Source organism: Treponema sp. HNW, from assembly GCF_050320395.1.
Lineage (GTDB): Bacteria > Spirochaetota > Spirochaetia > Treponematales > Treponemataceae > Treponema_C.
This window is the reverse complement of sequence record NZ_CP144459.1, coordinates 97614-121471: the sequence shown is the minus strand read 5'-3', so window position 1 is coordinate 121471 and position 23858 is coordinate 97614. Positions and strand designations below refer to the sequence as shown.

Annotated in this window: 21 protein-coding genes and 1 tRNA gene; 13 read left to right on the top strand and 9 right to left on the bottom strand. The window is 43.2% G+C overall.

What is annotated here, in order from left to right:
- Together V1L52_RS00570 and V1L52_RS00565 are read right to left on the bottom strand one after the other, a co-directional pair.
- Complete coding sequence (locus tag V1L52_RS00570; protein WP_428770351.1) at positions 1 to 1020, bottom strand: thiamine ABC transporter substrate-binding protein; 1020 nt, start codon at positions 1018 to 1020, stop codon at positions 1 to 3.
- 158 nt (positions 1021 to 1178) lie between these two features.
- A tRNA-Val gene (locus V1L52_RS00565) sits at positions 1179 to 1250 on the bottom strand.
- A 200-nt stretch (positions 1251 to 1450) separates the two neighbouring features.
- Here V1L52_RS00565 and V1L52_RS00560 point away from each other — a divergent pair.
- From V1L52_RS00560 to V1L52_RS00535, 6 genes are all read left to right on the top strand, one after another.
- Entirely contained in the window at positions 1451 to 2860 is a 1410-nt protein-coding gene (locus V1L52_RS00560; protein ID WP_428770350.1) for a 3' terminal RNA ribose 2'-O-methyltransferase Hen1, read from the top strand.
- Complete coding sequence (locus V1L52_RS00555) at positions 2841 to 5450, top strand: polynucleotide kinase-phosphatase (RefSeq protein WP_428770349.1); 2610 nt, start codon at positions 2841 to 2843, stop codon at positions 5448 to 5450. The genes V1L52_RS00560 and V1L52_RS00555 overlap by 20 nt, the downstream gene beginning before the upstream one ends.
- A gap of 189 nt (positions 5451 to 5639) precedes the next feature.
- The gene (locus V1L52_RS00550) at positions 5640 to 5810 is read left to right on the top strand and encodes a hypothetical protein (protein WP_428770348.1); all 171 of its coding nucleotides are present in this window, start codon (positions 5640 to 5642) and stop codon (positions 5808 to 5810) included.
- The gene (locus V1L52_RS00545) at positions 5810 to 6358 is read left to right on the top strand and encodes a GNAT family N-acetyltransferase (RefSeq protein WP_428770347.1); all 549 of its coding nucleotides are present in this window, start codon (positions 5810 to 5812) and stop codon (positions 6356 to 6358) included. Before V1L52_RS00550 ends, V1L52_RS00545 begins: the two co-directional genes overlap by 1 nt.
- Before the next feature lie 29 nt (positions 6359 to 6387).
- Positions 6388 to 8076: a methyl-accepting chemotaxis protein gene (locus V1L52_RS00540; protein ID WP_428770346.1), complete on the top strand. Its 1689-nt coding sequence runs from the start codon at positions 6388 to 6390 to the stop codon at positions 8074 to 8076.
- Between the two features lie 15 nt (positions 8077 to 8091).
- The gene (locus V1L52_RS00535; protein ID WP_428770345.1) at positions 8092 to 8217 is read left to right on the top strand and encodes a hypothetical protein; all 126 of its coding nucleotides are present in this window, start codon (positions 8092 to 8094) and stop codon (positions 8215 to 8217) included.
- Positions 8218 to 8257: 40 nt separating this feature from the next.
- Here the strand turns inward: V1L52_RS00535 and V1L52_RS00530 are convergent, their stop codons facing one another.
- The 6 genes from V1L52_RS00530 to V1L52_RS00505 all read right to left on the bottom strand — a co-directional run bounded on the left by V1L52_RS00530 (position 8258) and on the right by V1L52_RS00505 (position 16323).
- Positions 8258 to 8848: an HD domain-containing protein gene (locus V1L52_RS00530; RefSeq protein WP_428770344.1), complete on the bottom strand. Its 591-nt coding sequence runs from the start codon at positions 8846 to 8848 to the stop codon at positions 8258 to 8260.
- A gap of 139 nt (positions 8849 to 8987) precedes the next feature.
- Positions 8988 to 11096, bottom strand: a complete 2109-nt coding sequence (locus V1L52_RS00525; RefSeq protein ID WP_428770343.1) for a helix-turn-helix domain-containing protein — start codon at positions 11094 to 11096, stop codon at positions 8988 to 8990.
- Positions 11097 to 11168: 72 nt separating this feature from the next.
- Positions 11169 to 12278 (bottom strand): ABC transporter ATP-binding protein, encoded by a 1110-nt coding sequence (locus V1L52_RS00520; protein ID WP_428770342.1) that lies wholly within the window; start codon positions 12276 to 12278, stop codon positions 11169 to 11171.
- A 2-nt stretch (positions 12279 to 12280) separates the two neighbouring features.
- Positions 12281 to 14008 carry an ABC transporter permease gene (locus V1L52_RS00515; protein WP_428770341.1) on the bottom strand — a complete coding sequence of 576 codons (1728 nt, stop codon included), beginning with the start codon at positions 14006 to 14008 and terminating at the stop codon, positions 12281 to 12283.
- Between the two features lie 20 nt (positions 14009 to 14028).
- Positions 14029 to 15135 carry an ABC transporter ATP-binding protein gene (locus V1L52_RS00510; protein ID WP_428770340.1) on the bottom strand — a complete coding sequence of 369 codons (1107 nt, stop codon included), beginning with the start codon at positions 15133 to 15135 and terminating at the stop codon, positions 14029 to 14031.
- Between the two features lie 162 nt (positions 15136 to 15297).
- A complete protein-coding gene (locus V1L52_RS00505) occupies positions 15298 to 16323 on the bottom strand; it encodes an ABC transporter substrate-binding protein (protein ID WP_428770339.1) in 1026 nt (341 codons plus the stop codon).
- Positions 16324 to 16591: 268 nt separating this feature from the next.
- On the opposite strand from V1L52_RS00505, the gene V1L52_RS00500 reads away from it, so the two are divergent.
- Positions 16592 to 17140 carry a histidine phosphatase family protein gene (locus V1L52_RS00500; protein WP_428770338.1) on the top strand — a complete coding sequence of 183 codons (549 nt, stop codon included), beginning with the start codon at positions 16592 to 16594 and terminating at the stop codon, positions 17138 to 17140.
- A gap of 46 nt (positions 17141 to 17186) precedes the next feature.
- The gene (locus tag V1L52_RS00495; protein ID WP_428770337.1) at positions 17187 to 18416 is read left to right on the top strand and encodes a hypothetical protein; all 1230 of its coding nucleotides are present in this window, start codon (positions 17187 to 17189) and stop codon (positions 18414 to 18416) included.
- Positions 18417 to 18455: 39 nt separating this feature from the next.
- Here the strand turns inward: V1L52_RS00495 and V1L52_RS00490 are convergent, their stop codons facing one another.
- On the bottom strand, positions 18456 to 19559 hold the full coding sequence (locus V1L52_RS00490; protein ID WP_428770336.1) for an NAD-dependent epimerase/dehydratase family protein: 1104 nt from the start codon (positions 19557 to 19559) through the stop codon (positions 18456 to 18458).
- A gap of 190 nt (positions 19560 to 19749) precedes the next feature.
- Here V1L52_RS00490 and V1L52_RS00485 point away from each other — a divergent pair, with 190 nt between their 5' ends.
- The 5 genes from V1L52_RS00485 to thyX all read left to right on the top strand — a co-directional run bounded on the left by V1L52_RS00485 (position 19750) and on the right by thyX (position 23843).
- A complete protein-coding gene (locus V1L52_RS00485) occupies positions 19750 to 20064 on the top strand; it encodes a nucleotidyltransferase domain-containing protein (protein ID WP_428770335.1) in 315 nt (104 codons plus the stop codon).
- Positions 20054 to 20461: a HEPN domain-containing protein gene (locus V1L52_RS00480; RefSeq protein WP_428770334.1), complete on the top strand. Its 408-nt coding sequence runs from the start codon at positions 20054 to 20056 to the stop codon at positions 20459 to 20461. Before V1L52_RS00485 ends, V1L52_RS00480 begins: the two co-directional genes overlap by 11 nt.
- Before the next feature lie 387 nt (positions 20462 to 20848).
- The gene (locus V1L52_RS00475; RefSeq protein ID WP_428770333.1) at positions 20849 to 21691 is read left to right on the top strand and encodes a hypothetical protein; all 843 of its coding nucleotides are present in this window, start codon (positions 20849 to 20851) and stop codon (positions 21689 to 21691) included.
- 184 nt (positions 21692 to 21875) lie between these two features.
- Positions 21876 to 22943, top strand: a complete 1068-nt coding sequence (locus V1L52_RS00470) for a hypothetical protein (protein WP_428770332.1) — start codon at positions 21876 to 21878, stop codon at positions 22941 to 22943.
- A 63-nt stretch (positions 22944 to 23006) separates the two neighbouring features.
- A complete protein-coding gene (gene thyX / locus V1L52_RS00465; RefSeq protein ID WP_428770331.1) occupies positions 23007 to 23843 on the top strand; it encodes an FAD-dependent thymidylate synthase in 837 nt (278 codons plus the stop codon).
- Positions 23844 to 23858: the final 15 nt, after the last annotated feature.

Sequence of the window (23858 nt, the reverse complement as noted above, 5' to 3'; positions counted from 1 at the left end):
TTAAAAGGCCAGCACAGCGGTTATGTCTGCGGCGATTTTTTCGGATTCGGCCGAATCGGAAGTAAGCGTTTTTGACGCCTTGGGTGCGGCCTTATAGCAGTCGGGCAGCACAACCTGCGGGTTTACAGGATACATCCACTGAGTAAGCGGCAGCACGGATTGTGCCTTTTCACCGATTAAAAAGTCCAAAAAGGCTTTTCCTCCCTTTTCATTCGGCGCTCCCTTTACCAAGCCCGCGCCTTCAATTTGCATAATGTGTCCCTCATCGAAAATCAAAGCCTTGTAGCGGTCGGTTTTATCGTATTCAACGTGATACGCGGGGCTGGTTGTGTAGCTTATAACAAGCGGCGCTTCTCCTGCGGTAAAAAGACCGTAGCCCGCATCCCAGCCCGGCGCCATCGTCAAAATGTTCGGCTTGAGGGCTTTCCAATATTCGAGATACGTGCCGCCGAATACGGCCCGTGTCCATGCGGCAAAGCCCAAACCGGGCGTTGAAGTGCGCGGATCCATTAAAATCAGTTTTTTTGCGTATACGCTCTTTGTCAAATCCGACAAAGATTCAGGCGCGGGAACGCCCGACTGCGTATCGTAAATCAGGGCAAAATAACTCCAATCATAGGGGGTAAGCTGCCAATCGGAATCCATAACCGCATCCGCAGGTATAAGGCTGTCCGCTTTTGCGGGTTTATAGGACTGTAAAACCTTGTGTGTTTTTACGGTTTTAACCTGGTTGTTATCAAGGCCGACCAAAACGTCCGCCTGCGGGCTGTCTTTTTCGAGAACCGCGCGGGTAAGTACCTGTACCGCATCTCCTGCGGAAATAAGCGTACACTTGTAGCCCGTTTCGGCTTCAAAGAGTTTTACCAATTCAGGGCCCGGCCCCCAATCGGCCGTAAACGAGTCGTATGCGTAAACGACAACCTCTTTTGCCCGCTCATCGGAAACATCGCTTTTTCCTTTTGCGGGAAGCACTGCAATAAAAGTAATTAATAAAAAGAGAATACAAAGACGAGTCTTCATAACTTCCTCCGCCGGTATTGTCCGGATCAGGTTGGGACAGCCCTACGGCCGTCCTGCGGGTTTGCTCTCAGAAAACGGTCGGACTGAAAGTCCTCACGTTAACACCCCGGTATGGGAAGAAGTATAGCCGTAAATCTTATTTTAAGCAAGACGGGTTATGGACGATACCGGGTTTGAACCGGTGACTTCTACCGTGTGAAGGTAGCACTCTACCGCTGAGTTAATCGTCCGACAAATACGAACACCGCAGAAAATATCAATTTTCAATGTGTGATGATTCAGAATAGCACAAAGAAAGTTTTGTGTAAACCGCCGGTATTCCTTTTTTTCCGATTGAATGCCTGCCCGATTTTTTATATACTCGTAACAGAGCTGTTCAAAAACTCCGGTTTTGGGGCAGCCGAGTTATTCCAATCACAGGAAATCCGCAATGTTGTTGACCATAAGCGCCGAGGGGCAAGGCTCCGGTGCATTAAGTTTTTTACTGCATAAACATCCCGGTAAACTCCAAACGGTTGAATTATCCGTGGGATCGGCTCACGTATTTTACCCCGAATACTCGGAGGAAAAAACGACGGCAGCCCTGCTTTTGGACATAGATCCGATCGGCATGGTGCGCAATGCCAAAAATTTTGCCGGAAAAGAATTTTTACTCGGTCAATACGTGAATGACCGCCCCTATGCGGCATCTTCGTTTTTAAGTTCGGCAATCTCAAAAACCTTTTCAAGCGCCATGAACGGAAGCTGTAAAGAACACCCGGAACTCGTTGATATTCCCCTCAATTTGACGGCACGGATTTCCGTACTGCCCGCACCGAAAGGGGGAGAGGTTTTAATCAATAAATTATTTGAGCCTCTCGGATACACGGTTGAAGCCGAACGGCACATACTGGACACGCAGTTTACCGATTGGGGATACGGAAAGTATTTTTCCCTTACGCTCAAAAACAACATCACGCTTAAAGATTTGCTTTCCCATTTATATGTGTTGATTCCCGTTTCCGATAACGAAAAGCATTATTTTATTACCCGGGATGAAGTGGATAAACTTTTGCAAAAAGGACGCGGCTGGCTTGAAAATCATCCTGAAAAAAATCTTATCGTTTCCCGCTATTTAATCAATATACGTTCTCTTGTGCGCTCGGCCTTTGAAATATTGTCCGCTCAGGAAGAAGCCCCGGAAGAAGACGCAAACACCGACACCCCTGTTCAGCGTGAAAAAAAGGAGCGGCTGCACGATCTGAGACTGCAGACGGTTGCCGAACAATTAAAAGCAAGCGGGGCCGAAAGCGTTATCGACCTGGGCTGCGGAGACGGCAAGCTTTTAAAACTTCTTTTAAAAGAACGGCAGTTTCAACGGATAGCCGGAACCGATGTGTCCTTTTCGGAATTGACAAAATGCAAGGACAGGCTTCATTGGGAAGAAATGCCGCCTAAGCAAAAAGAAAGAATCAGCCTGTTTCAAAGTTCGGTAACATACCGCGATAAACGCTTTTCCGGTTTTGATGCGGCCGCCCTTGTGGAAGTAATCGAACACCTTGACGAAAACCGTTTAAGCGCCTTGGAAAAATCGGTTTTTAAATATGCAAAACCGCACACAATCGTCCTTACCACGCCGAACAGAGAATACAATGTGCACTATGAAAATCTCGCGGCGGGAAAACTGCGGCATTCCGATCACCGCTTTGAATGGACCCGCGCCGAATTCAAAGCTTGGGCACAAAAAACGGCCGAAACATACGGCTACAGCCTTGTGATTTTTCCGGTCGGCGAAGAAGAAAACACAATAGGAGCGCCGTGTCAAATGGCGGTATTTACGTATGGAACTCAGCATACCTAAACTTTCACTGGTTTTACTCATAGGCGTTTCCGGCTCCGGAAAAAGCAGCTTTGCAAAAAAACATTTCGGCAGGTACGAAATCGTCTCTTCCGACGAGTGCCGCGGAATCGTTTCCGATGACGAAAACAATCAGGCGGCTACACACGATGCCTTTGAATTGTTTAATTTTATTATTTCCAAGCGCCTAAAAAGCGGATTGCTCACGGTTGCGGATGCGACAAACGTTCAGCAGGAATCAAGAAAAAAACTGATTGATCTTGCACGCTCTTTTCATACGCTGCCCGTAGCGATTGTCTTTAATATGCCTCAGGAAATCTGCGAGGAGCGTAACGCAAATCGCACCGACAGAACGATTTCCCGGCGTACATTGCAGCGGCAAATGCAGGACTTAAAACAGTCGCTCAGATCTTTAAAACGGGAAGGCTTTGCAAAAATCCATATTTTACGCTCAGAAGAAGAGGTTAATGCCGTTACCGCGATTGTACGCGAAAAACTTTATAACGATAAAACCGACGAATGCGGCCCCTTTGATATAATAGGAGATATTCACGGCTGTTATGACGAACTGCTTGAACTTTTACACAAACTGAATTATTCCGTCGATTCGGTAGAAGATAACGGAACAAATTACGGTCTTAATATACGTCATCCGGAAAACCGCAAAGCCGTTTTTTTAGGCGATTTGGTTGACCGCGGCCCCGATTCACCTGCCGTTCTGAAGCTGGTAATGAGTATGGTGCGCAGCGGAAGCGCCCTCTGTGTGCCCGGTAATCACGATATGAAGCTGCAAAAAAAACTGAACGGAAAAACCGTACAGGAAAAACACGGCTTGGCGGAAACGCTCAAACAGCTTGAAAGCGAATCCGATGCTTTCAAAAACGATGTAAACGGTTTTTTAAACGATTTAATCAGCCACTATGTTTTGGACAGGGGAAAGCTTGTCGTCTCTCATGCGGGGCTGAAAGAAGAAATGCATGGGCGCGGTTCCGGAGCGGTACGCTCGTTTTGTCTATACGGAGAGACCACCGGAGAAACCGATGAATTCGGCTTACCGGTACGCCATAATTGGGCAGCCGAATACCGCGGGCGCGCAAAAGTCGTCTACGGTCATACGCCGGTACCCGAGGCGCAATGGCTTAACAATACTATAGATATAGACACGGGCTGTGTATTCGGAGGTTCCCTAACCGCCCTGCGTTACCCGGAAGAAGAACTTATATCGGTTAAGGCGCGCAAAGCCTATGCGGATTCTGTCCGCCCGCTTGAGATGCCGCAAAACATTTTCTCAAACAAAGACGAGGCAAAAAATGAAAACACATTTTCTTTACAGCATGAAGACGACGATTTACTGGATATTGAAGATGTGAGCGGAAGACGGATTATTCAAACACGCTTAAAAAACAATATTTTGATCCGTGAAGAAAATTCGATTGCCGCGCTTGAAGCGGTAAGCCGCTTTGCCGTAAATCCTAAATGGCTGATTTACCTTCCTCCCACAATGTCGCCGTCCGAAACAAGCAGTCTCGACGATTTTTTGGAGCACCCGCTTGAAGCGGTTGATTATTATAAAAGCCGCGGCATAAAAAGAATCATACTGGAAGAAAAACACATGGGCTCCAGAGCCGTCCTTGTCATCTGCAAAAACGAAAAAACTGCGGAACAAAGGTTCGGTATTAAAAATGAAGGTATCGGAGTCTGCTACACACGTACCGGACGGAATTTTTTTAACGATCCGGCGGTAGAAACGGCGTTTTTGGAAAAAATTAAAAATGCATTGGAAGGCTCCGGCTTTTGGGAAAAGCATAATACGGATTGGGTGTGTCTGGATGCCGAACTTATGCCCTGGTCTGCAAAGGCTCAAAGTTTGTTGCGCAGCCAATATGCTTCTACCGGTTCGGCGGCAGTTCATGCGCTTTCGGAAGCGGTTGGGGTTTTAGAGCCGACTTCCAAGCGCGGAATTGAAGACGCGCAGCCTCTTTTTGAAAAATTCTTACGGAAACAAGATGCGGCGCATAAATTCGTTACCTCGTACCGGAACTATTGCTGGGATGTAAAAAGTATCGATGATTATAAACTTGCACCCTTTCACATTTTGGCAACGGAAGGCTGCGTGCACGCGGATAAAAATCATGAATGGCACATGGAGCATATAAAAGAAATCTGCCGTGCCGATACAAAGCTTTTTAAGCTTACTCCGTATAAAATCGTAGACACGGAAAGTGAAACCGACGTGCGGAATGCCGTAGATTGGTGGCTTTCGCTTACGGCAAAGGGCGGAGAAGGAACGGTTATCAAACCCTATGATTTTACCGCACGCAGCGGTAAACATGAACTTATTCAGCCGGCGGTTAAATGCCGCGGCAAAGAATATCTTCGCATCATCTACGGCCCCGAATACTGCGAGCCGGAAAATTTGTCCCGTTTAAAAAAACGCGGCTTGGCAAAAAAGCGTTCCCTTGCCTTGCAGGAATTTGCATTGGGCATTGAAGCCCTTGAGCGTTTTGTCAAAAATGAACCTTTAAGACGAATTCATGAAAGCGTCTTTGCAGTCCTCGCTCTCGAAAGCGAAGCCGTAGACCCGCGCTTATAAATTAATACGAAGCCGAAAGCGCCGATCTTTCCCCTTACGAAGCGGCCGGCTTTGCATCGGGTATCTATGCAGGCAAGCTTCATGCATCCGTTGAGCGTTTTATAAAAAACCGATTTCTCGGCAAGGGCGTGTTGACACAAAGCTTCAAAAGCGTCATACTGCTATGGAAAATATTGCAAAGGAACTGTTATGAAAAAGATAGCGGTTATCTCTGCGTCCATTCATCATAAAATCACCGAGCTTCTACTGTACGCGGCCGCCGAAAACACGGATATTGAATTTTCACAAGTAACCAAAAACATATCTCCCGTTGCTTACAAAGCGGCGGCTTTTTTAAAAACCCTAACGGAGGCCTCATAATGTACTTTAAAAAATTAAGCGGAACAAAATGTTATCTTTCGCCGATTGACGTAAACGATGCGGAAACCTATACGCGCTGGCTTAACGACCTCGAAATAACCGAAAATTTAACCCTCGCTTCGGCCGTCATTCCCCTTGAAGGTGAAAAAGAATTGCTGCAAAAACTGGCCGCAGGCTCTCCTTCGCAGCAGGATTACGCGATAGTCAATGCTGAAAACGACAAACTTATCGGAAATGCCGGCTTTGTAAACATAAATCATCTGCACAGAACGGCCGAAATCGGTATTTTTATCGGCGATAAAAGCTGCTGGGGAAGAGGTTTCGGAACCGAAGCAATGTCGCTTTTAATCGATTATGCCTATAAGGTGTTAAACCTGCACAATATATTTTTAAGAACATATGCCTTTAACAAGCGTGCAATCCGCTGTTACGAAAAAGTCGGTTTTAAAAAAATCGGCGAAATACGGGAAGCCCATGTGTACGGCGGCAAAGCTCACAATGTCATATTGATGGATATACTGCCCTGCGATTTTTATAAAAACCGGTAAACCGGCATATATAAGGAGGAAGTCGGCTTATGGAAAAAAAAGAACGGAGGATTCCGAAAACACTTTTGTTGTTTGATTATTTGACGAATTTCGGCTGGGTTGCGGGCAATTTTGCAACCAATTTGATTTTCGGTGCAACCGGCAGTATTGCCCTTGTCGTAAAATCAAAATCTTTTTTTTGTATCATTGTATTGATTGCGCTTGTTCCGCTGCTTAAGCGGCATTTTATTTTACGGCCGGTTATCGACTGGGAAAAAGATGCGGTAAAAGCGCAAAAAAATATTTTACTGTATGAAAAGCTTTTGTTGATGATTCCGCTTACCCTGGCTTTATTCGGCCCGATTGTTATCGGTGTGGAAAAAAAGTTTATTACCGATACGAATTTATTTTTTGCTCTTATGCTTATTACAAGCGGGAATATTTTTGTAATGGCACCCTTTTTCGCCGCGCAAACTGTCCGGATACTGGAAAAATGGGCAGCATTTGTTCCTATTGATAAAAAACGCATACGCGCGATGCCGAACGGCATTGCACTTATAGGCTTTTCCTGTATGATGGGTACCGTCTTTGTTTGTGCGGTTCCTCTTTTGCGCTTGCGTCCCGGCGATAATGTCGGCACCGTACTTTTTCGCGCCGTTTTGCCCGTTTTTATATACGGACTGTTTTTTGCAATTCTAAATCTCGTATCGATGGCAAAACTGACGGCAAAGCGAATAATGCTGCTACAAGACAGTATACAAAAATTGGCCGAAGGAAATTACCGGCAAGAGCCGGTCCGAATCGATTCCCGTGACGAGCTTGCCTGTTTAACTGCCGATTTTAACACTTTTTTGACGTTTAATAAACAATTTCTTACGGATTTACTGCATACGGTTGCGATACTCAACGAAGCTTCCGAGCACTTGTCTTCAAATATGGAAGAAACGTTACAAGCCGTACATCATATTACCGATAATATTTTTCAAGTAGACGATCAGATTCAAAATCAAGCGGCGGAAGTACTTAAAGCGCAAACCACTTTGGAAAAAACGGCGCGGAATCTGGAAAAACTGGATACGAACATTGCAAGTCAATCGACAGCCGTAACCGAATCCGTTGCAACTATCGAGCAAATGTCCGCAAATATGCAAGCGGTCAGTACCGTTGTAACCGGTAATATGGACTCAATCAACGAACTGAACCGGGCGGCTGCGGAAGGAAACCGAGTAATCAGCAGTACGGCGGAAATCGTACAAGTTATCAATGACAGTTCGGAAGGGCTTTTGGAAGCGAGCGATGTGATTCAAAGCATCGCCTCACAAACAAACCTTTTGGCAATGAATGCCGCAATTGAAGCCGCCCATGCAGGAGAAGCCGGCAAAGGGTTTGCCGTTGTCGCCGATGAAATCAGAAAACTTGCCGAGGAGTCAAGCGTGCAGGGAAAAACGATTACAACGGTATTGAGAGAACTTAAAGATAAAATAGAGGCATTGAGCGCGTCGGCAAATACGGCGGAAAAACAGTTTGCCCATATTATGAGCCTTTTGGAATCGGTACGTAATCGCAGCAACGAAATTATGAACACGATGAGCGAACAAAGCTCCGGCAGTACTCAAGTGCTTGAGGCTATCCGCGAAATTAACGATATTACGGTAAAAGTAAAAGAAGGCTCCGTAGAAATGCTGACCGAAAATACCGAAGCGGGAAAGGAAACGGCAAAACTTGTTGAAGCGTCGTAGGAAATAAGCGCGAGTATGAAAAACATAGATTCGAGCGCGGCACGGATAAGCGAATCGGCAAACAGTGTTGTAGATGCAGGCAAAAAAAATACCGAAGCGCTTGCCCAAGTGGTTAATCACTTAAACCGCTTGACCGTATAATATTTTGAACTGAAAAAACGATTCCGATTTTCAAAAACGGTTATTCGTTTTTATATAAGCCTATTTTGACGCTTTCGTCGATGACCTTGAGGGCAAAGCGCCACAGCTCGTCGGAAAAATCTTTTATAAAGGTTTTTTTTGCAACGATTTGCGCTTTGGAAAGCTTTTTTGCAGCGATATTTTGATTATTGACGGCATAATGATTTAAAAGCGGCTGAAGATTGTCCAGCACAAGGGCGTACTGCGCTTCCTTTGTTTCGGCTTTTTCAAACTCTTCCCACGTGCCAAGAAAATACTCTTTTTGGTCTTCGGGCAATAAGCCGAATATTTTATGCGCCGCCTCGCGCTCTGCGGGTTTTATCCGTTCGCGCGCATTGTCGTCGTATAAAAAAACATCTCCCGCATAGATTTCCACAACATCGTGAATTAAAAGCATGGTAAGCGTTTTTTCAATATCGATTTTTTCCGTGCAGTATTCGCGCAGTACAAGGGCCATCATCGACACGTGCCAGGAATGCTCCGCACTGTTTTCGCGGCGCTTGCCGCCGTGCGTTCCGTTTTGTCTGTATACGACTTTCAACTTTTCAAGCTCAAAGATAAACCGCATTTGCTGTTCGAGGCGAGTGTTCATTCAAAAAGTATACAGGTTTTAAGAAGGCTTTGCAAGCAACGGCTGTGCAGACAAAGGGCCCGTACTCATAACATTCAGGGAGTTCTGTTTGTTTGCGGGTTATACAGAACCTTAGCCGAAAACATATTCCAAAAGCGGCTTAAGTGTACTTTTTTCTGAATTCTGCAGGTGTTTGACCGGAATGCTTTTTAAACAAAACAAAAAAATACTGACTGTTGACAATTCCCGTTTTTTTTGCAATTTCTTTGACAGACAGTTTTGTTTTTTTTAACAGAGTAATTGCATGTTCCATACGGACAAAATTAATGTAATCCGCTATCGACTGTCCTTCAACCGATTTAAATATCTTGGAAATATACGTGTTTGAAAAATTCAATGTTTTTGCAATACTTTTTGATGAAAGTAAAATATCGGTATAGTTTGTTTGGATAATATATTTGATTTTTTCGCTTATGTTTTGCTGCCGGAGGAATTGTGTTTCTTTGCCGATTTTGCATATATCATCAATCAGCTTATAAAACATTGTGTGAATTTCTTCAATACTTTTTGCATCCTCTATGCATTTTATATTATAGTCGGCTTGATTTGCACAAAGCCTGTATTCATCAAGCGCAGTCATATCATGATAACAGGTTTTCAAAAATAAATATAACTTTTTAAGTCCAAAGATGAGTGCCGCGTAACGGTATGATTTTAAAACATCAATTATTTTACCGTATATGCTTTTTGCCTCTTCCTGCTGCCCCGATTTTAAAGCTTTAAGCAGCCGGGTCTCCAATTCATCGGGATAGTCCTGTTCCTTTTTATGCGAATCCAAAAAATCTTCAAAAAATACTTTTTGCCCGGGATAAAAAATCCGCAATGCATGCAGTTCCTGCAAAAGTGCAAATTTACTGCAGACAGTATTCCAATCGGCTATTTTTTTTGAACATCCCAAAAACCGCACATCTGCCGTATCAAGGCTGTCGATAAAAGCGGAGACGGTTTGTGAAGCTTGATTAAACTGTATATAGTGCACATGCAAATTGTCGAATAAAAGATTTTCATCACTGTATACCCTGTCATCCGCGGGTTGTAAATTGCCGTCAACCAGTACAATATATACGGGCTTTTCCGCATCTAAGCTAATACCGTATTTTTTAAATACATCTTTTATCTCATAACCGTCGGGCGGCGGCGAAACAAGCACATGCTTGAGAAATTCGTTTTTTACGGCCGTATTGTATGCTTTTTTATGTGCCAATTCTTTTTGAATCCACGTGTCTATAGCGGCAGCTTTTTCTTTTTTATCCGATTCCGTCATCAAAGAGTTGATTATTTTTTGCAGCGGTGAATAAATGCGCAGCATCATTATCACCGAAATCACAATCCATGCTGCAAATGTGATAAGTGTAATCAGCCATGCAATCGCGCGAAAATTCTTCAGTTCATTATATAAATCATCATAAGCAATGCAGCGTATATAATAAGCCTGTACATCCGTAAGAAAGGCATACAAAAACACTTTTTTATCTGCTTTGCTTTGTGTAATAACGTAACCGGTTTTAGCGGCCGCTTTTTGTATATGTTCGCTTACAGCCGGCGGCAGTCCCGTATCAAGTGTTTTTTTAGAAAAAACAACCGTATCGGTTTCGCTGCGGTACAGCAAACAGCTGTCCGTAAAAGGCTGACAATACAGCCGGTTAAAGGCTTCGGCATCAAGGTTTACCATCATTGCATTTTCGACACCGGTATACGGCGCAACTTCCGAAATAACAAAAGAATATATATCGTCACGGAAAACAAGAAAAGAATCGTTGTCTTTTTTGTTTTTAAACAGTGTTACCGCCTGTACATCGGAAAAGATGTGCGCCGGGCTTGAACCGGTTTCTTTTGTCGAATAAATGTAATCCTTTTCTCCATTGTATACATAGACGGAATCAATAAAATTATTTGAACTTGCAAACGTATTTAAAACACGTATGGCATTTATTTGGTCAAAATTGCTGATATCTTTTCGGGTACGCAATTTAGTAACCTGCGGATTGTAAAAATTTTGATAAGTACTTGCGGCAAGCATTTCCCGAATCTGTTTTGCCGTCATCAACGTATATTGTACCAGCTCCGTATGCATATTTGCAATAATGCGCAAAGCCATTCGTTCATGGGTAATCGAAAGGACGAGGATAATAATAATCAACGATATAACCATCGTCAAAAAATGGACAAACAGAGAAAATAAATTGTAATACGCAATGTTTTTTTTCATATATGATTGCAGGAACGAAAAAAAATTTTTGCTGCCTGCAATCATATCATATTTCTCTTTAAATAAACAGTGCTAAATTAACTGGCGGCGGTTGCGCTCTTCTTCCGCCGCATTGCCGTCATCGTCGTACCACATCGTTTCCGCAAATTCAACGCAGCATTCTTCTCCTTCGCTAAAAACAATACGGTGCGGTGTTTGTATCATCAATAGCTGGGAACCGATTTTTACGTAATATTCCGTACAGTCGGTCAAAAACACGCGCTTTTCTATTTTGGTTTTAAAGCCGGTGTTTTTGTTTAGATTGATTGCGTTGGGCCGCGCCGCAATAACCATTTTTTCTTTGCCGGCGGCATTTTCGGGGATTTTACATGAAATTGTTTGCGTCATATCACCGTCGGGATACACTTTATTGTTGCGTAAATTTACTTTAACAAAGGTCGATTTTCCCAAAAAATTATGTACAAAACGGTTAATCGGCTTATTGTAGAGGTTCCTGGGCGTATCGATTTGTACAATTTTTCCCATATCCATTACCATCATGCGGTCGGAAAGCGCCATTGCTTCCGATTGGTCGTGCGTTACAAAGATAATCGTAAAATTAAATTTCTTTTGTAATTCTTTAATTTCAAAGCGCATTGACTCCCGAAGTTTCGGGTCAAGATTTGACAGCGGTTCGTCCAAGAGCAAAACCTTGGGATTGGTAACAATTGCACGGGCAAGTGCAATACGCTGCTGCTGTCCGCCGGAAAGGTTTCCCGGATAAAGAGATTCAAAGCCGGTTAGATTTGTATGCTTCAAAGCTTGTTCAACCCGCTTTTTTATTTCCAAGCGCGGAACTTTTTGAACTTTTAACGGAAAGGCAACGTTGTCAAAAATATTCATATGCGGCCATACGGCAAAGGCTTGAAACACCATTCCCAAACCGCGGTCTTCCGGCGGTATATACAAATTTTTGCTTTTGATTGAAACGGGCCGACCGCACAGATGAATCTCACCTTCGCTCAAATCTTCAAAACCGGCAATCATGCGCAGTGTTGTGGTTTTTCCGCAGCCGGAAGGACCAAGAAACGAAAAGCATTCTCCTTCTTCGATTTCAAGATTAAAATCATCAACGGCGACAACACTGCCGAGCATTTTTTCGGAAAACACTTTTTTAACATGCTTTAATTCTATCTGCGCCATAATTATAAACCCCTTCTGTCTTTTGTAATTTGCGTTACAATCGTGTTACAAAGAATAATCAAGACAATCGCAACAGATGCCAATGCCGAGGAACGCGGAATATAGCCGTCGCTGCGCAGCGAATAAATAGCGACTCCCAATGTGCGGGTATAAGGTCCGTAAAGCAGTACGGATGTTGTAAGTTCCCGCATTGCAGGCAAAAAAATTAAGAAAAAGCCGGAAACCATCGCAGGACGGATTAACGGCAGCGTAACATCTTTAAGCGCTTCGCTGTGAGATGCCCCGCAGGAACGGGCTGCATCTTCCAAAGACGGGTGTACCTGCCGTAAAGATGCCGATGCCGATTTCATGGAAAATGACAGATAGCGTGCAATATAGGCTATTAAAATAATCCAAATCGTATTATACAAATTGATACGGAAGATTGCCCCCGACCACGCCAAGATAACACCGATAGCCAAAACCGTTCCCGGTATTGAATACGGCAAAACCGAAACAACTTCCAACATTTCTTTTCCTTTCGGACGGATTCGATTGACAACATAGGCAACCATAACGCCGAGGAACATACTCAAGACACCGGCTGTAACCGACAAAAACAGTGAATTGCGGATAGAGTCGTTGACCATCTTATTGCCGACAAGAACATCGACATAATTTTTAAATGTGAAGTTTACAAACTTCAACGGCAGTCCGTATGCTTTCAGCAAGCCGACCAAAAAAATCATCACAAGCGGCACAATAACGATAATAATAAGCGAAATAAAGGCAAGTACCAGCAACGGAAACTTTGCGCTTCGCAGTTTTATCAAAGTGGGGCGCATGCTTTTGCCCTTAATAATATCATAACTGCCCGAACGTAAAACGAGCTTTTGAATTACAAGGGCAATCGAAACGACAACAACAAGCAGTACGGAAAGAGCCGCACCCTCGCGGATACCGTTAAAATCGCCTGCCGCACGGTTTATCAGCTGGTAAATTCTTGTCGGCAATGTATAAATATTTTGCGAAAAGCCGAGAATCGACGGTACACCGAAGTGTGCAAGCGAAGAAATTAAAATCAACAGCGCACCGGCGGAAATTGCAGGAAGAACCAGCGGCAGCGTAATTTTTCTGATAACATAGCCCTGTTTTGCACCGGCGATGCGGGCGGATTCTTCCAATGTCGGATCCATTCGTTCAAGCGCACTTACAACCTGCATAAAAACAAAGGGGAAATAATACGATACTTCAACAAAGATAATTCCGCCGATTGAATTGATGTTGATCGGTGCGGATGATAAATGAAATGTCGACATAAGCCAATTATTTAAATATCCGCCGCGTCCTGAAAGCATTAAATCCCAGGCCATTGCCCCGAAAAAGGGCGGAAACATATACGGAATGGTAAAAAGGCCGCGCATTAAGCCTTTAAGCGGAATATCGCTTCTGCCCAAAAGCCATGCATAAAACAGGCCGATAATCGTACCGAACACCGTTACCCAAAAGGCAATGCGTATTGTATTCCACATGGCACCGATATTGTCTTTATTCCCGATGACGCGCTTAAATAATTGCAAGTCGAATTTTCCTTCAAAGAAAAATGCGTTATAAATTATCATAAAAATCGGAATAATAACAACAATAAACAAAATAATAAAACTTAAACCTGTCATCATACCGTCGAGGCCGAAAGCAAAACGTTTACCGTCAAGCCGCGCCAAATCGGGATTTTGAGATTTTTTGAACATAAGTCCTCCGAACGTAAAGATTACGAAAAAACGCTGCCGTTATTTTGACATCGTTCATAGTATTTGGGATTTACAAATACAAGCCCCACCGTATCGCCCTCGGCATATTCCTTTGACTGAATCATATCGAGTGTGTTTTGCTCAATGCGGATTTGCCGGCCTTCAAAATCAACGAAATAGGTACACTGGCTTCCCAAAAACGATGATGACAACACGGTTCCTTTAAAAGACGATTTGTCGTCGAATAAAATATCTTTGGGACGAATTCCCATTTCATAAGGCTTGTCAATTTCGATATCCGGCATTTGCGAACTGTCGGCATTAAGATATTTATGGATATTACCGTTTAATTCAAAATACATACCGTCATCTTTTTTTACAACCGGCAAGAAATTTGAAACACCGATGAAAGTAAAAACAAAACGATTTGCCGGCGATAAAATAATTTCTTCATCCGTTCCGATTTGGCATAAGGTTCCGTCGGGTTCCATAACCGCTATCTTGTCGCACAGTTGAAGCGCCGCTTCCTGGTCATGTGTTATATATATAATGGTTGTGCCGATTTTCCTTTGTATTTGCCGAATTTCAATCAGCATTTCTTCGCGCAGTTTTGCATCAAGGTTGGTTATCGGTTCATCAAGTACAATAATGTCATTCGAAGACACCAGCGCCCGCGCAATTGCGACACGCTGCTGCTGCCCGCCCGATAATTGCGACGGTAAATGTTTACGGTATTTATCCATGCGTACTTGTTTTAAAGCAAATTCCGCTTTTTGCGCTATTACGTCCTTCGGCATTTTCCGCTTTTTCATCGGATACACTACGTTTTCCCAAACGGTCAAATGCGGCCATACCGCATAATCCTGAAACACAACACCGATATTTCTCCGTTCGGGAGCAAGGTTGATATGTTTTTCGGCACTGTATACACAGGTATCTCCGATAAAAATTTCACCCTGTTCCGGCTTTATAAAACCGCATAAACAGCGGATAAGCGTTGTTTTTCCGCATCCCGACGGACCGACAATGCCCATAATTTGGCTCTCTTCTATCGTCAGCGAAAAATTTTCAAAAACGGGTGTTTTCCCGTAGCGGAACGTAATATTATTAAATCTGATTTGCGCCATAGCCGCTCCATTTTGGTAAAATAACACGGCCGTATCAAAGCTGTGCGGCTTTTACAAGCAGCTCAGTGATACAGCCGTATCGGGGCGGCAGCGGTTTTTCCGAAAGCGGACGTCTTTCGTTCTCTCGGAACGGGCTTACCGCCCTTGTGTTTAATATTTTGATTATTTGAATATTTCGTCAAAAGCCGCAAGTACATCCGTGCTGCGGTCGGCAATTTTTTCGTTGTCGATTTTCATAGAACGCGCAACAATATCGCTTGTGGACATTGCGCCCGGCTTTGAAACATCAAATCGAATAGGCGAAACGTTGTTATCAACAAGAATCTGCTGACCTTCAGCTGAAAGAATAAAATCATACAGCAGTTTGCCGTTTTCTTGATTTGCGGAATTCTTTATAAGCGCAATGGGGCTTGAAATTGCAATCAAATCTTTTTCGGGATAGACAAATTTAATGGTTGAGCCGTTGCTTTCCAGTGTTTGAGCAACATAATCGACTCCGATACAAACTTTATATGCATTTGCCGCCACTTTAGAATGGGTCGATGTTGTTCCGCTTTCAAGTTCCGTCCCCATTTCCTTCAGTTTTTTGAAAAATTCAACACCGTAGCGGCTGTCTGCCATCAAACCGGCAACAGCATAAAAAGTTGTTCCCGCTTCGCCCGGATCAGTCATTACAATTTGATTTTTAAATTCCGCGCTTAACAGGTCATTCCATGTCTTGGGCGCGGATTCGGCTGCTACATTGTTTGTGTTATAAACAAGTCCCATAACAATCATACGGCCGCCGCAATAGTAGTTATCGGCATCTTTAAAACTTGCGTCAATGTTTGCGGCTTCCGGCGAAACATACTGTTCCAAAACCCCCTGCCGTTTAAACGTAATATAGTTTGACGGATCTCCTATCCATACTACGTCGCAGGCAATTTGTCCCGACTGTTTTTCCGCTGCCATTTTGGTTGTAACCTTGCTCGTACCGGCGGCGTAATAATCCATTTTGATATGCGGATATTTTGCGGTAAAACCCGCTTTAATCGCTTCAAGCTGGGCTTCTTTTAAAGAAGAATACAACATAACCGAACCGCCGTTTTCGGAACCGGCAGCAGCGGAACCGTCCGGCTTTTTTGAACACGATACAAAAAATGCCGCAGCTAAGACAGCCAAACTTATTGATACAATTTTTTTCAGCATACCTTTTTCCCCTTATCTATAAGAAAGTATAATACGGTAATTGTATACCTCATTCTTTTAATTGCATAGTTTAAATTTAGGATATAGTTTAAAAAAAAGCTTTTTAAACTATATCAAAAAGCTGCAACACCCGTTCTATGTTTTTTATCAAGCAGGTTATGCTGTTTTACCGGTAAGAGGCGAACCGGCTGAACAAATTTATCGGACAAAGGATAAATTTAAAGCCCCCCGCTTTTATCTTTTTCTTAAAACCGCTATACTTGTATTTATGAAACTTTTTATTACCCGCCACGGCGAAACCGACTGGAATGTAGAAAAACGCATATGCGGATGTTCCGAATCAAAGCTGACCGAAAAAGGGCATTTACAGGCTCGGGAACTGGCAAAACGACTTGCAGAAGATAAAGAAAAAAACGACATCAGATACATCTATGTTTCTCCCCTTAAACGGGCGCGAGATACCGCCTCTTATATCGAAAAAGCCTTGGGTATAAAAGCCCTGCCCGACAAACGCATACAGGAAGTGTTTTTCGGCGATTTTGAGGGAGTACACTGGGTTACAAGTCCCGAATTCCGCGAAATCCTGGACAATCCCTTTGCACAATTTCCCGGCGGAGAATCCCTTGTGCAGGCATCCTGCCGCGCATACAGTTTGATTGATGAAGTGCGCAAAACACATTCAGAAGACGGCAACATACTTTTTGTATGCCACGGCATGATAACGGTGCTCATGCATACGTATTTTAAAAGCTATAAGCAGTCCGATTTTCTTAACCTGCGCGTCGAAAACTGTCAATTACTTGAATTCGATTTTTAAGTTCTAAAATATACGCAAAACGGCTTTTTTATGCTATACTGCAAGTATGAAAAAGCCGAATAAAGCGCTCCGTAAAACCGTCCGCCTTACCCTGGTTACGGCAAGTGCGGTACTTTTAACCCTCGTGTACAGACACTTCAGTGTAAAAACCGAAACAATCCGTGTCGCTTATTACGGACTGGCGCCTTCTTTGGTAACCGACCTTGCCGAATGGCTTGACGGCCGCGGCGTTGAACGCAGGGATTTTATCCTTGACGATTCAAAACCTCTGCGTTCCCACATAAAAAAAACCGTACAATACGATTTGCTTTTTATCTATGACGGGGCAAATATGGATTCGGTCAGCACGATTGTGCGCAATGCGGAAACGGCAGCCCTGCAAACCCTTTCCCTTCCCGTGCGCATATCGGTTCAAACCGAAGGCAGACTGACCGGAACACCTCTGCTTTTAGACACCTTTCATCTTTTATATTCCAAAGAAGTTCTTGAACGGATGAACGCTTCGCCGCCCTTTACCCTTGCACGTTTGGAAAACCTTGCCTTTAATGCAAAGACCGAAACGTCCCCCCTGCTGTGTGCAGGCAAGGATGACAATCACTTGATTATGTTGTTTTCTTCATTACTTGAAGCACAGGAGGGCATTGAACGATTTGACGAAGCCCTTGCAAAACTTAAAGCTTCAAAAGAAGACGACTTTACGGCTTTTTTTGCCCTCGAAGCCGTATGGAACACCCTACAGCGGATAGGTCTATGGCACAAATACGGCCTTTTACCGCGGAACTGGCTTGAATTAACCGCCGAAAACTTGGATGCCGCTCTTACAAACGCCCGCCCCCTTTTTGTCTTTGCCCCCCTGTCTTTTTACCGCAGTCTCGAAGATTCTCAGGCACAAAAATACGGCCTGCGCGTTATGCCTTCCGCCCCTCACAAAACCGGGCGGTATTTAACGGCAAAAACCCTTGCGGCCCTTCAGTTTTCGGTGCCGAAATCTCCGCTTCAAACGGCGGCTCAGGCAACGGATAAGCTTGCAGCCGGCCGCGCCCTTATAAGAGAATCTCTTTCCGCCCCATCACAGACAAAGCTTGCTTCATCATCGCGCCTCGTTCCTTCAAATTCGAAGGCCGAAACGGATCAGGCGGCACAAACGGTTTGGCGTTATGTAAGCGCGGCTGACGGCGTTATGCCCGATATTGCACAAGCTTCTTTTACGGAAGCGGCTCAACAAAGGGCTTTTGCCGAAGCTCTGCGCAAAGAATTGCAAAGAGCGGCACGATAGTCTCGCCTAAAAAACGCCGGCTTTTTTGCCGGCCGCCTGTTAAGCATTTTGTAAAAAGTCCAGAAAGCGGCTTTGCGCTTCTATGAGTTTATCGCACCACAAGTCAAAATCGGGGTCGGAGGTTTGCAGTTCCGGATGCGCAAGGATATTGCGGACGGTTTCCCGTACCCCGTCTTCAAAGCGTATCTCGGAGTAAAATCCGTTTACCAAACGCTTGAGTTTGGTATTATCGAATACAACGGTATTTGCCTTATCTCCGATAAGCGTTCCTTCAAAATCGTAGACCGGGGTACCTGAAACGGGCAATTTCCCCGCAAGGGTTAAAAATTCGGAAGACATATGCACGGCGTTCAAGGGAACGCCTACAGCCGAAGCAATACAGCCGTATATTTGATTCCACGTCAAACTTTCATCGCCGGTAATCTGTACCGCCTCCCCTATTGCCTTTGCATTACATACCAAACCGCAAAATGCACGCGCAAAATCGCGGTTATGGGTAATTGTCCACAGTGAAGTACCGTCGCCGTGGATGATAACCGGTTTGCCTTCCATCATGCGCCGTACAATTTGCCAGCTTCCCTTTGCCCCGTGTAAGCCGAGGGGAACGGAACGCTCGCCGTAGGTATGACTGGGGCGGACTATCGTTACGGGAAAGCTTTCTGTGCGATATGCGCTCATTAAAACATCTTCACATGCTATTTTATCGCGCGAATACTTCCAAAAAGGGTTTGCCAAAGACGTACCTTCGGTTATGCGGTAATCACCGAGGGGTTTATGATAGGCCGATGCAGAACCGATAAATATATATTGCCGTGTTTTTTCGGAAAAAATACGCATATCGCGCTCAACATCTTCTTTTGTAAAAGCTATAAAATCGGCAACGGCATCAAAACGTTCCCCCTTGCTTAAAAGGGAATCGACAATGCTCTTTAATCCGGTTTCATCCTTGGAATCGCCCTTTACAAATACGGGCAGCTTTAGCACAAGACCTAAGCGCTTTGCTTCCGTTTCGCAGGCGAGGCTCAGATCGTCATTGCGCTTTCCCCTGTTTAATACAAATACTTCGGCATCCGCCTGTAATGTCAAGCGGGCTGTAACGGCGGTACTTATGGTACCGCTCCCGCCTATAATAAGAATCTTCATAAATTCAGTATAGCCCCTGTAGAGCCCTATGTAAAGGTAAAAATGTCAGATTGACACCATCTACTCGGATAAAAGATACTGTACAATAAAGCAGGTAAGTTATAGAAAATTTCGTTTTTATAGTAAAATTTATTTAATTTATATATAAAAGCAGGATGTTGTGATATAATAAAGTTGTCAGGAGCAAAATATGGTAACAAATGAAATCCGCATTATTGCAGAGCGGCTTCAGAAAAGCGTAAATCCTCAAAAAATCTATCTTTTCGGTTCTTTTGCAAGAAATGAAGAAAAGGATGATAGCGACTATGATTTTTATCTTGTAATGTCGGATTCCGTTAGGGACAAGCTGTCCGTTTCTCAAAAAGCCTATCGTTCTTTGCGAGGATTGAAACGCCGTTCAGTTGATATAGTTGTCGGCTCTGTTTCCGGTTTTAAAGAAAGGAGAACCCGCAAGACCCTTGAAAATATCGTAGATCGTGAGGGGGTTATATTGTATGAAAAATGAAAGTGATGTAACAGAGTGGGTTCGTTATGCGGAGATGGATGTTCTTGCCGCAAACCACCTGAATGAAATTCAGAATCCAAAGCCGATGGAGATAATCTGTTATCATTGCCAGCAGGCTGCAGAAAAAATGCTAAAAGCACTCATTCTTGCCTATGACGGAGAATTACAAAAAACACATGATTTAGGCTTACTTACAGATGAATTGTCAGCGTTTGTAACTCTTCCTGAGAGTATTTTAAATTCAGCTGATTCACTTACACCGTATGGTATAAGAATCCGTTATCCACAGGAATTAAATATACAAGAATCTCATGTTATAAGAGCTATTTCGGATATGAAAATAGTTTATGATTTCGTGAAAATAAAATTAAAGAACTTAAACTCTCTCTCAATATAGAAGAATCAAATAAAAAAAATAACGTCTAATACCCGCTTCAACACTGACAAACGGGAGCTCGCACGTTTGCATGTTAAGCAAATGTCAGCCTTATTACTTCACTTTTTATACACAAAATGATAATCTATAAAAAATGGAATCATATGCAAAACTAAAAACGCGCACATTTATAACGGGAATTGTTATTCTCATCATTTTTACATCTTTTTTCTTTGTATCGGGACTTTATGCAGAGTCTTCGGAAAAGACACAAGTCTGTAATGCGGATGAATGCCGCACCCTGCCTTATGTACTTCCCTTTTTGTGAAAAAAAATATAAGCTCAACGAATACTGCCGGATTAATAGGAGATAAAACTTTCGGCCGGCGATTGAGGAGTTACATAAAAATGGAAAAACATTCTTTTCAAACCGCGACTCATAAACTGATAGCGGGAATTCTTATTTTTATCGGTTTTTTATCTTTTTATTTTGCCGCCGAACTTTATGCGGAGCATCCGGATACGATAAAGATTTTTAATTCGGATGAATGCGACACTCTTTTATCCGGGTATTACGGAACCGGCAAGATAGATGATGAAGATATAAAAACCTTAACGGAGGGAATAAATTTTCTTGCAGACTCTTTAGACAAGCTTGTTTTTCAAGACAAAAAATCAAGAGATATCAAAGAACAAAATAAACTTTTAATTTTATATCTTGAACATGCCGAAATTATTTCTACGATTTACAATTACGAGGGTATGAATTATCAAGACGAACTAATAAAAAAAACGGATACGGATTTAAAAAGATTTTTAACACTATCCGATTTGGAAGGAGAGGTATATTTAAAATACGCGGACTACCTCTATACAAAACTTTCTCACTCTAAAACAAAAAGATTTAATATAAACCTCACCCTGCCCGTTTTATACCGAAGAGCTCTTGCAAAGGATAAAAAAAATAAAACAGCCCTTGTAAAATTGTCCTGCTGGCAAATCTCGTCGGCAGATGAGGTTACATCGAACTTTAATTCTCAAATCAGAGCGACGGAAAAATATATTGAAACATTGAACGAAGTTGATAAATTCAACGCGTATATACGGTATTCCGTTTTTTACATGAAAATATATGATACGCAAAAAGGATGGGAATATTTTTATAAGGCAAAAAATCTTTTTCCTTCTCATCCTCTCCTTCCAAAACTCTATGAAAATTATCACAAAGGAAGGTTTAAAACGGGCGTCTGAAATAGCGCCGCCCGTTTTAACTTGAGTTTTGCATCTTGAGTAAAGAGTTGGGCGGCAAAACTCCCATTATTTTCTGCCGTTTTTTACTGCGTTGCAAAAACGGCGGAATTGAACAATTTTCGGAAATCGAAATTTCCTCAATTGTTCAATTTTAAGGAACTTTTAAATTATAAGTGGAAAAAAAATGAAAAAAATTGTCATTGTACTTTTAATGTTTTGTTTTACGGCAGCGGCGGGCTTTTCTCAAGATTTTCCTCGGGAGACCGGGGATGTTGGAAAAAGCTCCGCAGGAGATTCTTTAACTATTTCCAAATTTCATATTCTCCCTCATTATTTCGGCTTTCCTCTTTCCGTACAATTCGGCTGGCTGCATAGGAAAAACGATATAAGTATATTTCCGAACACCGGCATCTTTTTTTCGGCGGATAACGGTCCTGCAATCAGTTCTTCCGTAGGAATGTTCGTTCAAAAAGATTTCTTTAAATGGAATATAAATGCTTTTTACGATTTTATTCCGTTTACAATGAATAAAAACATGTCGGAACAAATCTTTTATGTAAAGAACGATTTTATATTTGTTATAAACAGGCTGAAGATTTCTTTTCCCGCACGTGTGGGAAGAAGACCTGTTAATCAAATAAAAGTAAACGGCTCACAAAAAATATTGGTGCCTAAAACGGTTACGGAAATATCTCAGGGAATCAGATTCGATCTTTTTATTCACGATTTGGGATTCCTGAAAACCGCCTCTACTTTTTCTTTTTTTACCGACTGGATTCCCGAAAGCCGCTTTGTTAACTACAGACTGAAATTCGATTTACCCGTAACTTTTAAACTGTATTATGTAGATGCGGGCTTTGTGTATACTTTTTATAATACCGACAGGATTAAGTCAAAAAATATACATGCCGCCGCCGATTATGAAATAGAAAAATCCCAGGAAGCTATGACCCGCAGGTTTTCTTTTAAAGATGTTCAAAGATACTCTTCGATGCATATTTGGGGAACGGAACTCAGATGGTATGCAGGTCGGACCGGAGTTAACTCAAACGGATTTTTTATTTCAGCATTTGCAGACGCCGGTTTCGGTTCCGATAAAGCAAAAAACATAAACCTGATCGGTGAGTGGGGCATAGGAGGAGGCTGCACATTATTCGACAATGTCCCGTTTACATTCCAGGCAGGATTTAATCAGGACCTTAAACCCGTTTTCTTTTTGGGCGTAGTTTCGAGAATCATTCAGGGTGTGTAATCGCCGTTTAGAGCATCCGGGTAACGTATAGAAAATTTTTATGCGTTATGCTATTATCGGGATATGGCACATTGTATGACGGCGGAAGCCGAAAAAATTTTGGATAAAGAGTTTAAAGTTTTAAATCACGGCTTTGTCCGCTTGGTTGATTATATGGGGTCGGATTCGCGCATTGTACAGGCGGCGCGTGTTTCATACGGGGCGGGAACTAAAACAGTGCGCGAAGATGCCGCCTTAATAGACTATCTTTTGCGGCACGACCATACTTCGCCCTTTGAACAGGTAGTGCTTACCTTTCATATCAAAATGCCCATATTCGTGGCCCGCCAATGGATACGGCACCGCACCGCGCGCGTCAATGAAATTTCCGGACGTTATTCGGTTATGAGCGATGAATTCTACGTTCCGGCCGAAGAAGATGTTGCAAAACAAAGCGCCGACAACAAACAGGGCCGTTCCTCGGAAAAAGCCGAAAAAAGTTTTACCGATGCGGTTATCGCTTCTTTACAAAAGGGACAAAAAGAAGCCTATGCCGATTATACGGAACTTATAGAATCGGGAACGGCGCGGGAATTGGCACGTGTCAATTTACCGCTTTCGTTATATACCGAAATGTATTGGCAAATCGACTTACACAACCTCTTTCATTTTTTACGCTTGCGTCTGGATGCCCACGCCCAAAAAGAAATACGCGATTATGCCGCCGTACTGGCGGACATAAGCCGTGCCGTCGCTCCCATGGCGGTTTCTTCTTTTGAAAATCACTTAAAACAGGGAGTCCGTTTTTCGGGAGAAGAAATGGAAGAATTGCGCCGGAGGTTGGACGGCAAAGAAAGCCTTTTAAGCGGTAAAAAACTCGAACGCTTTAACGAAAAAATCGCGACGGGAAAACAGCTGTAATTTACAAGCACACGG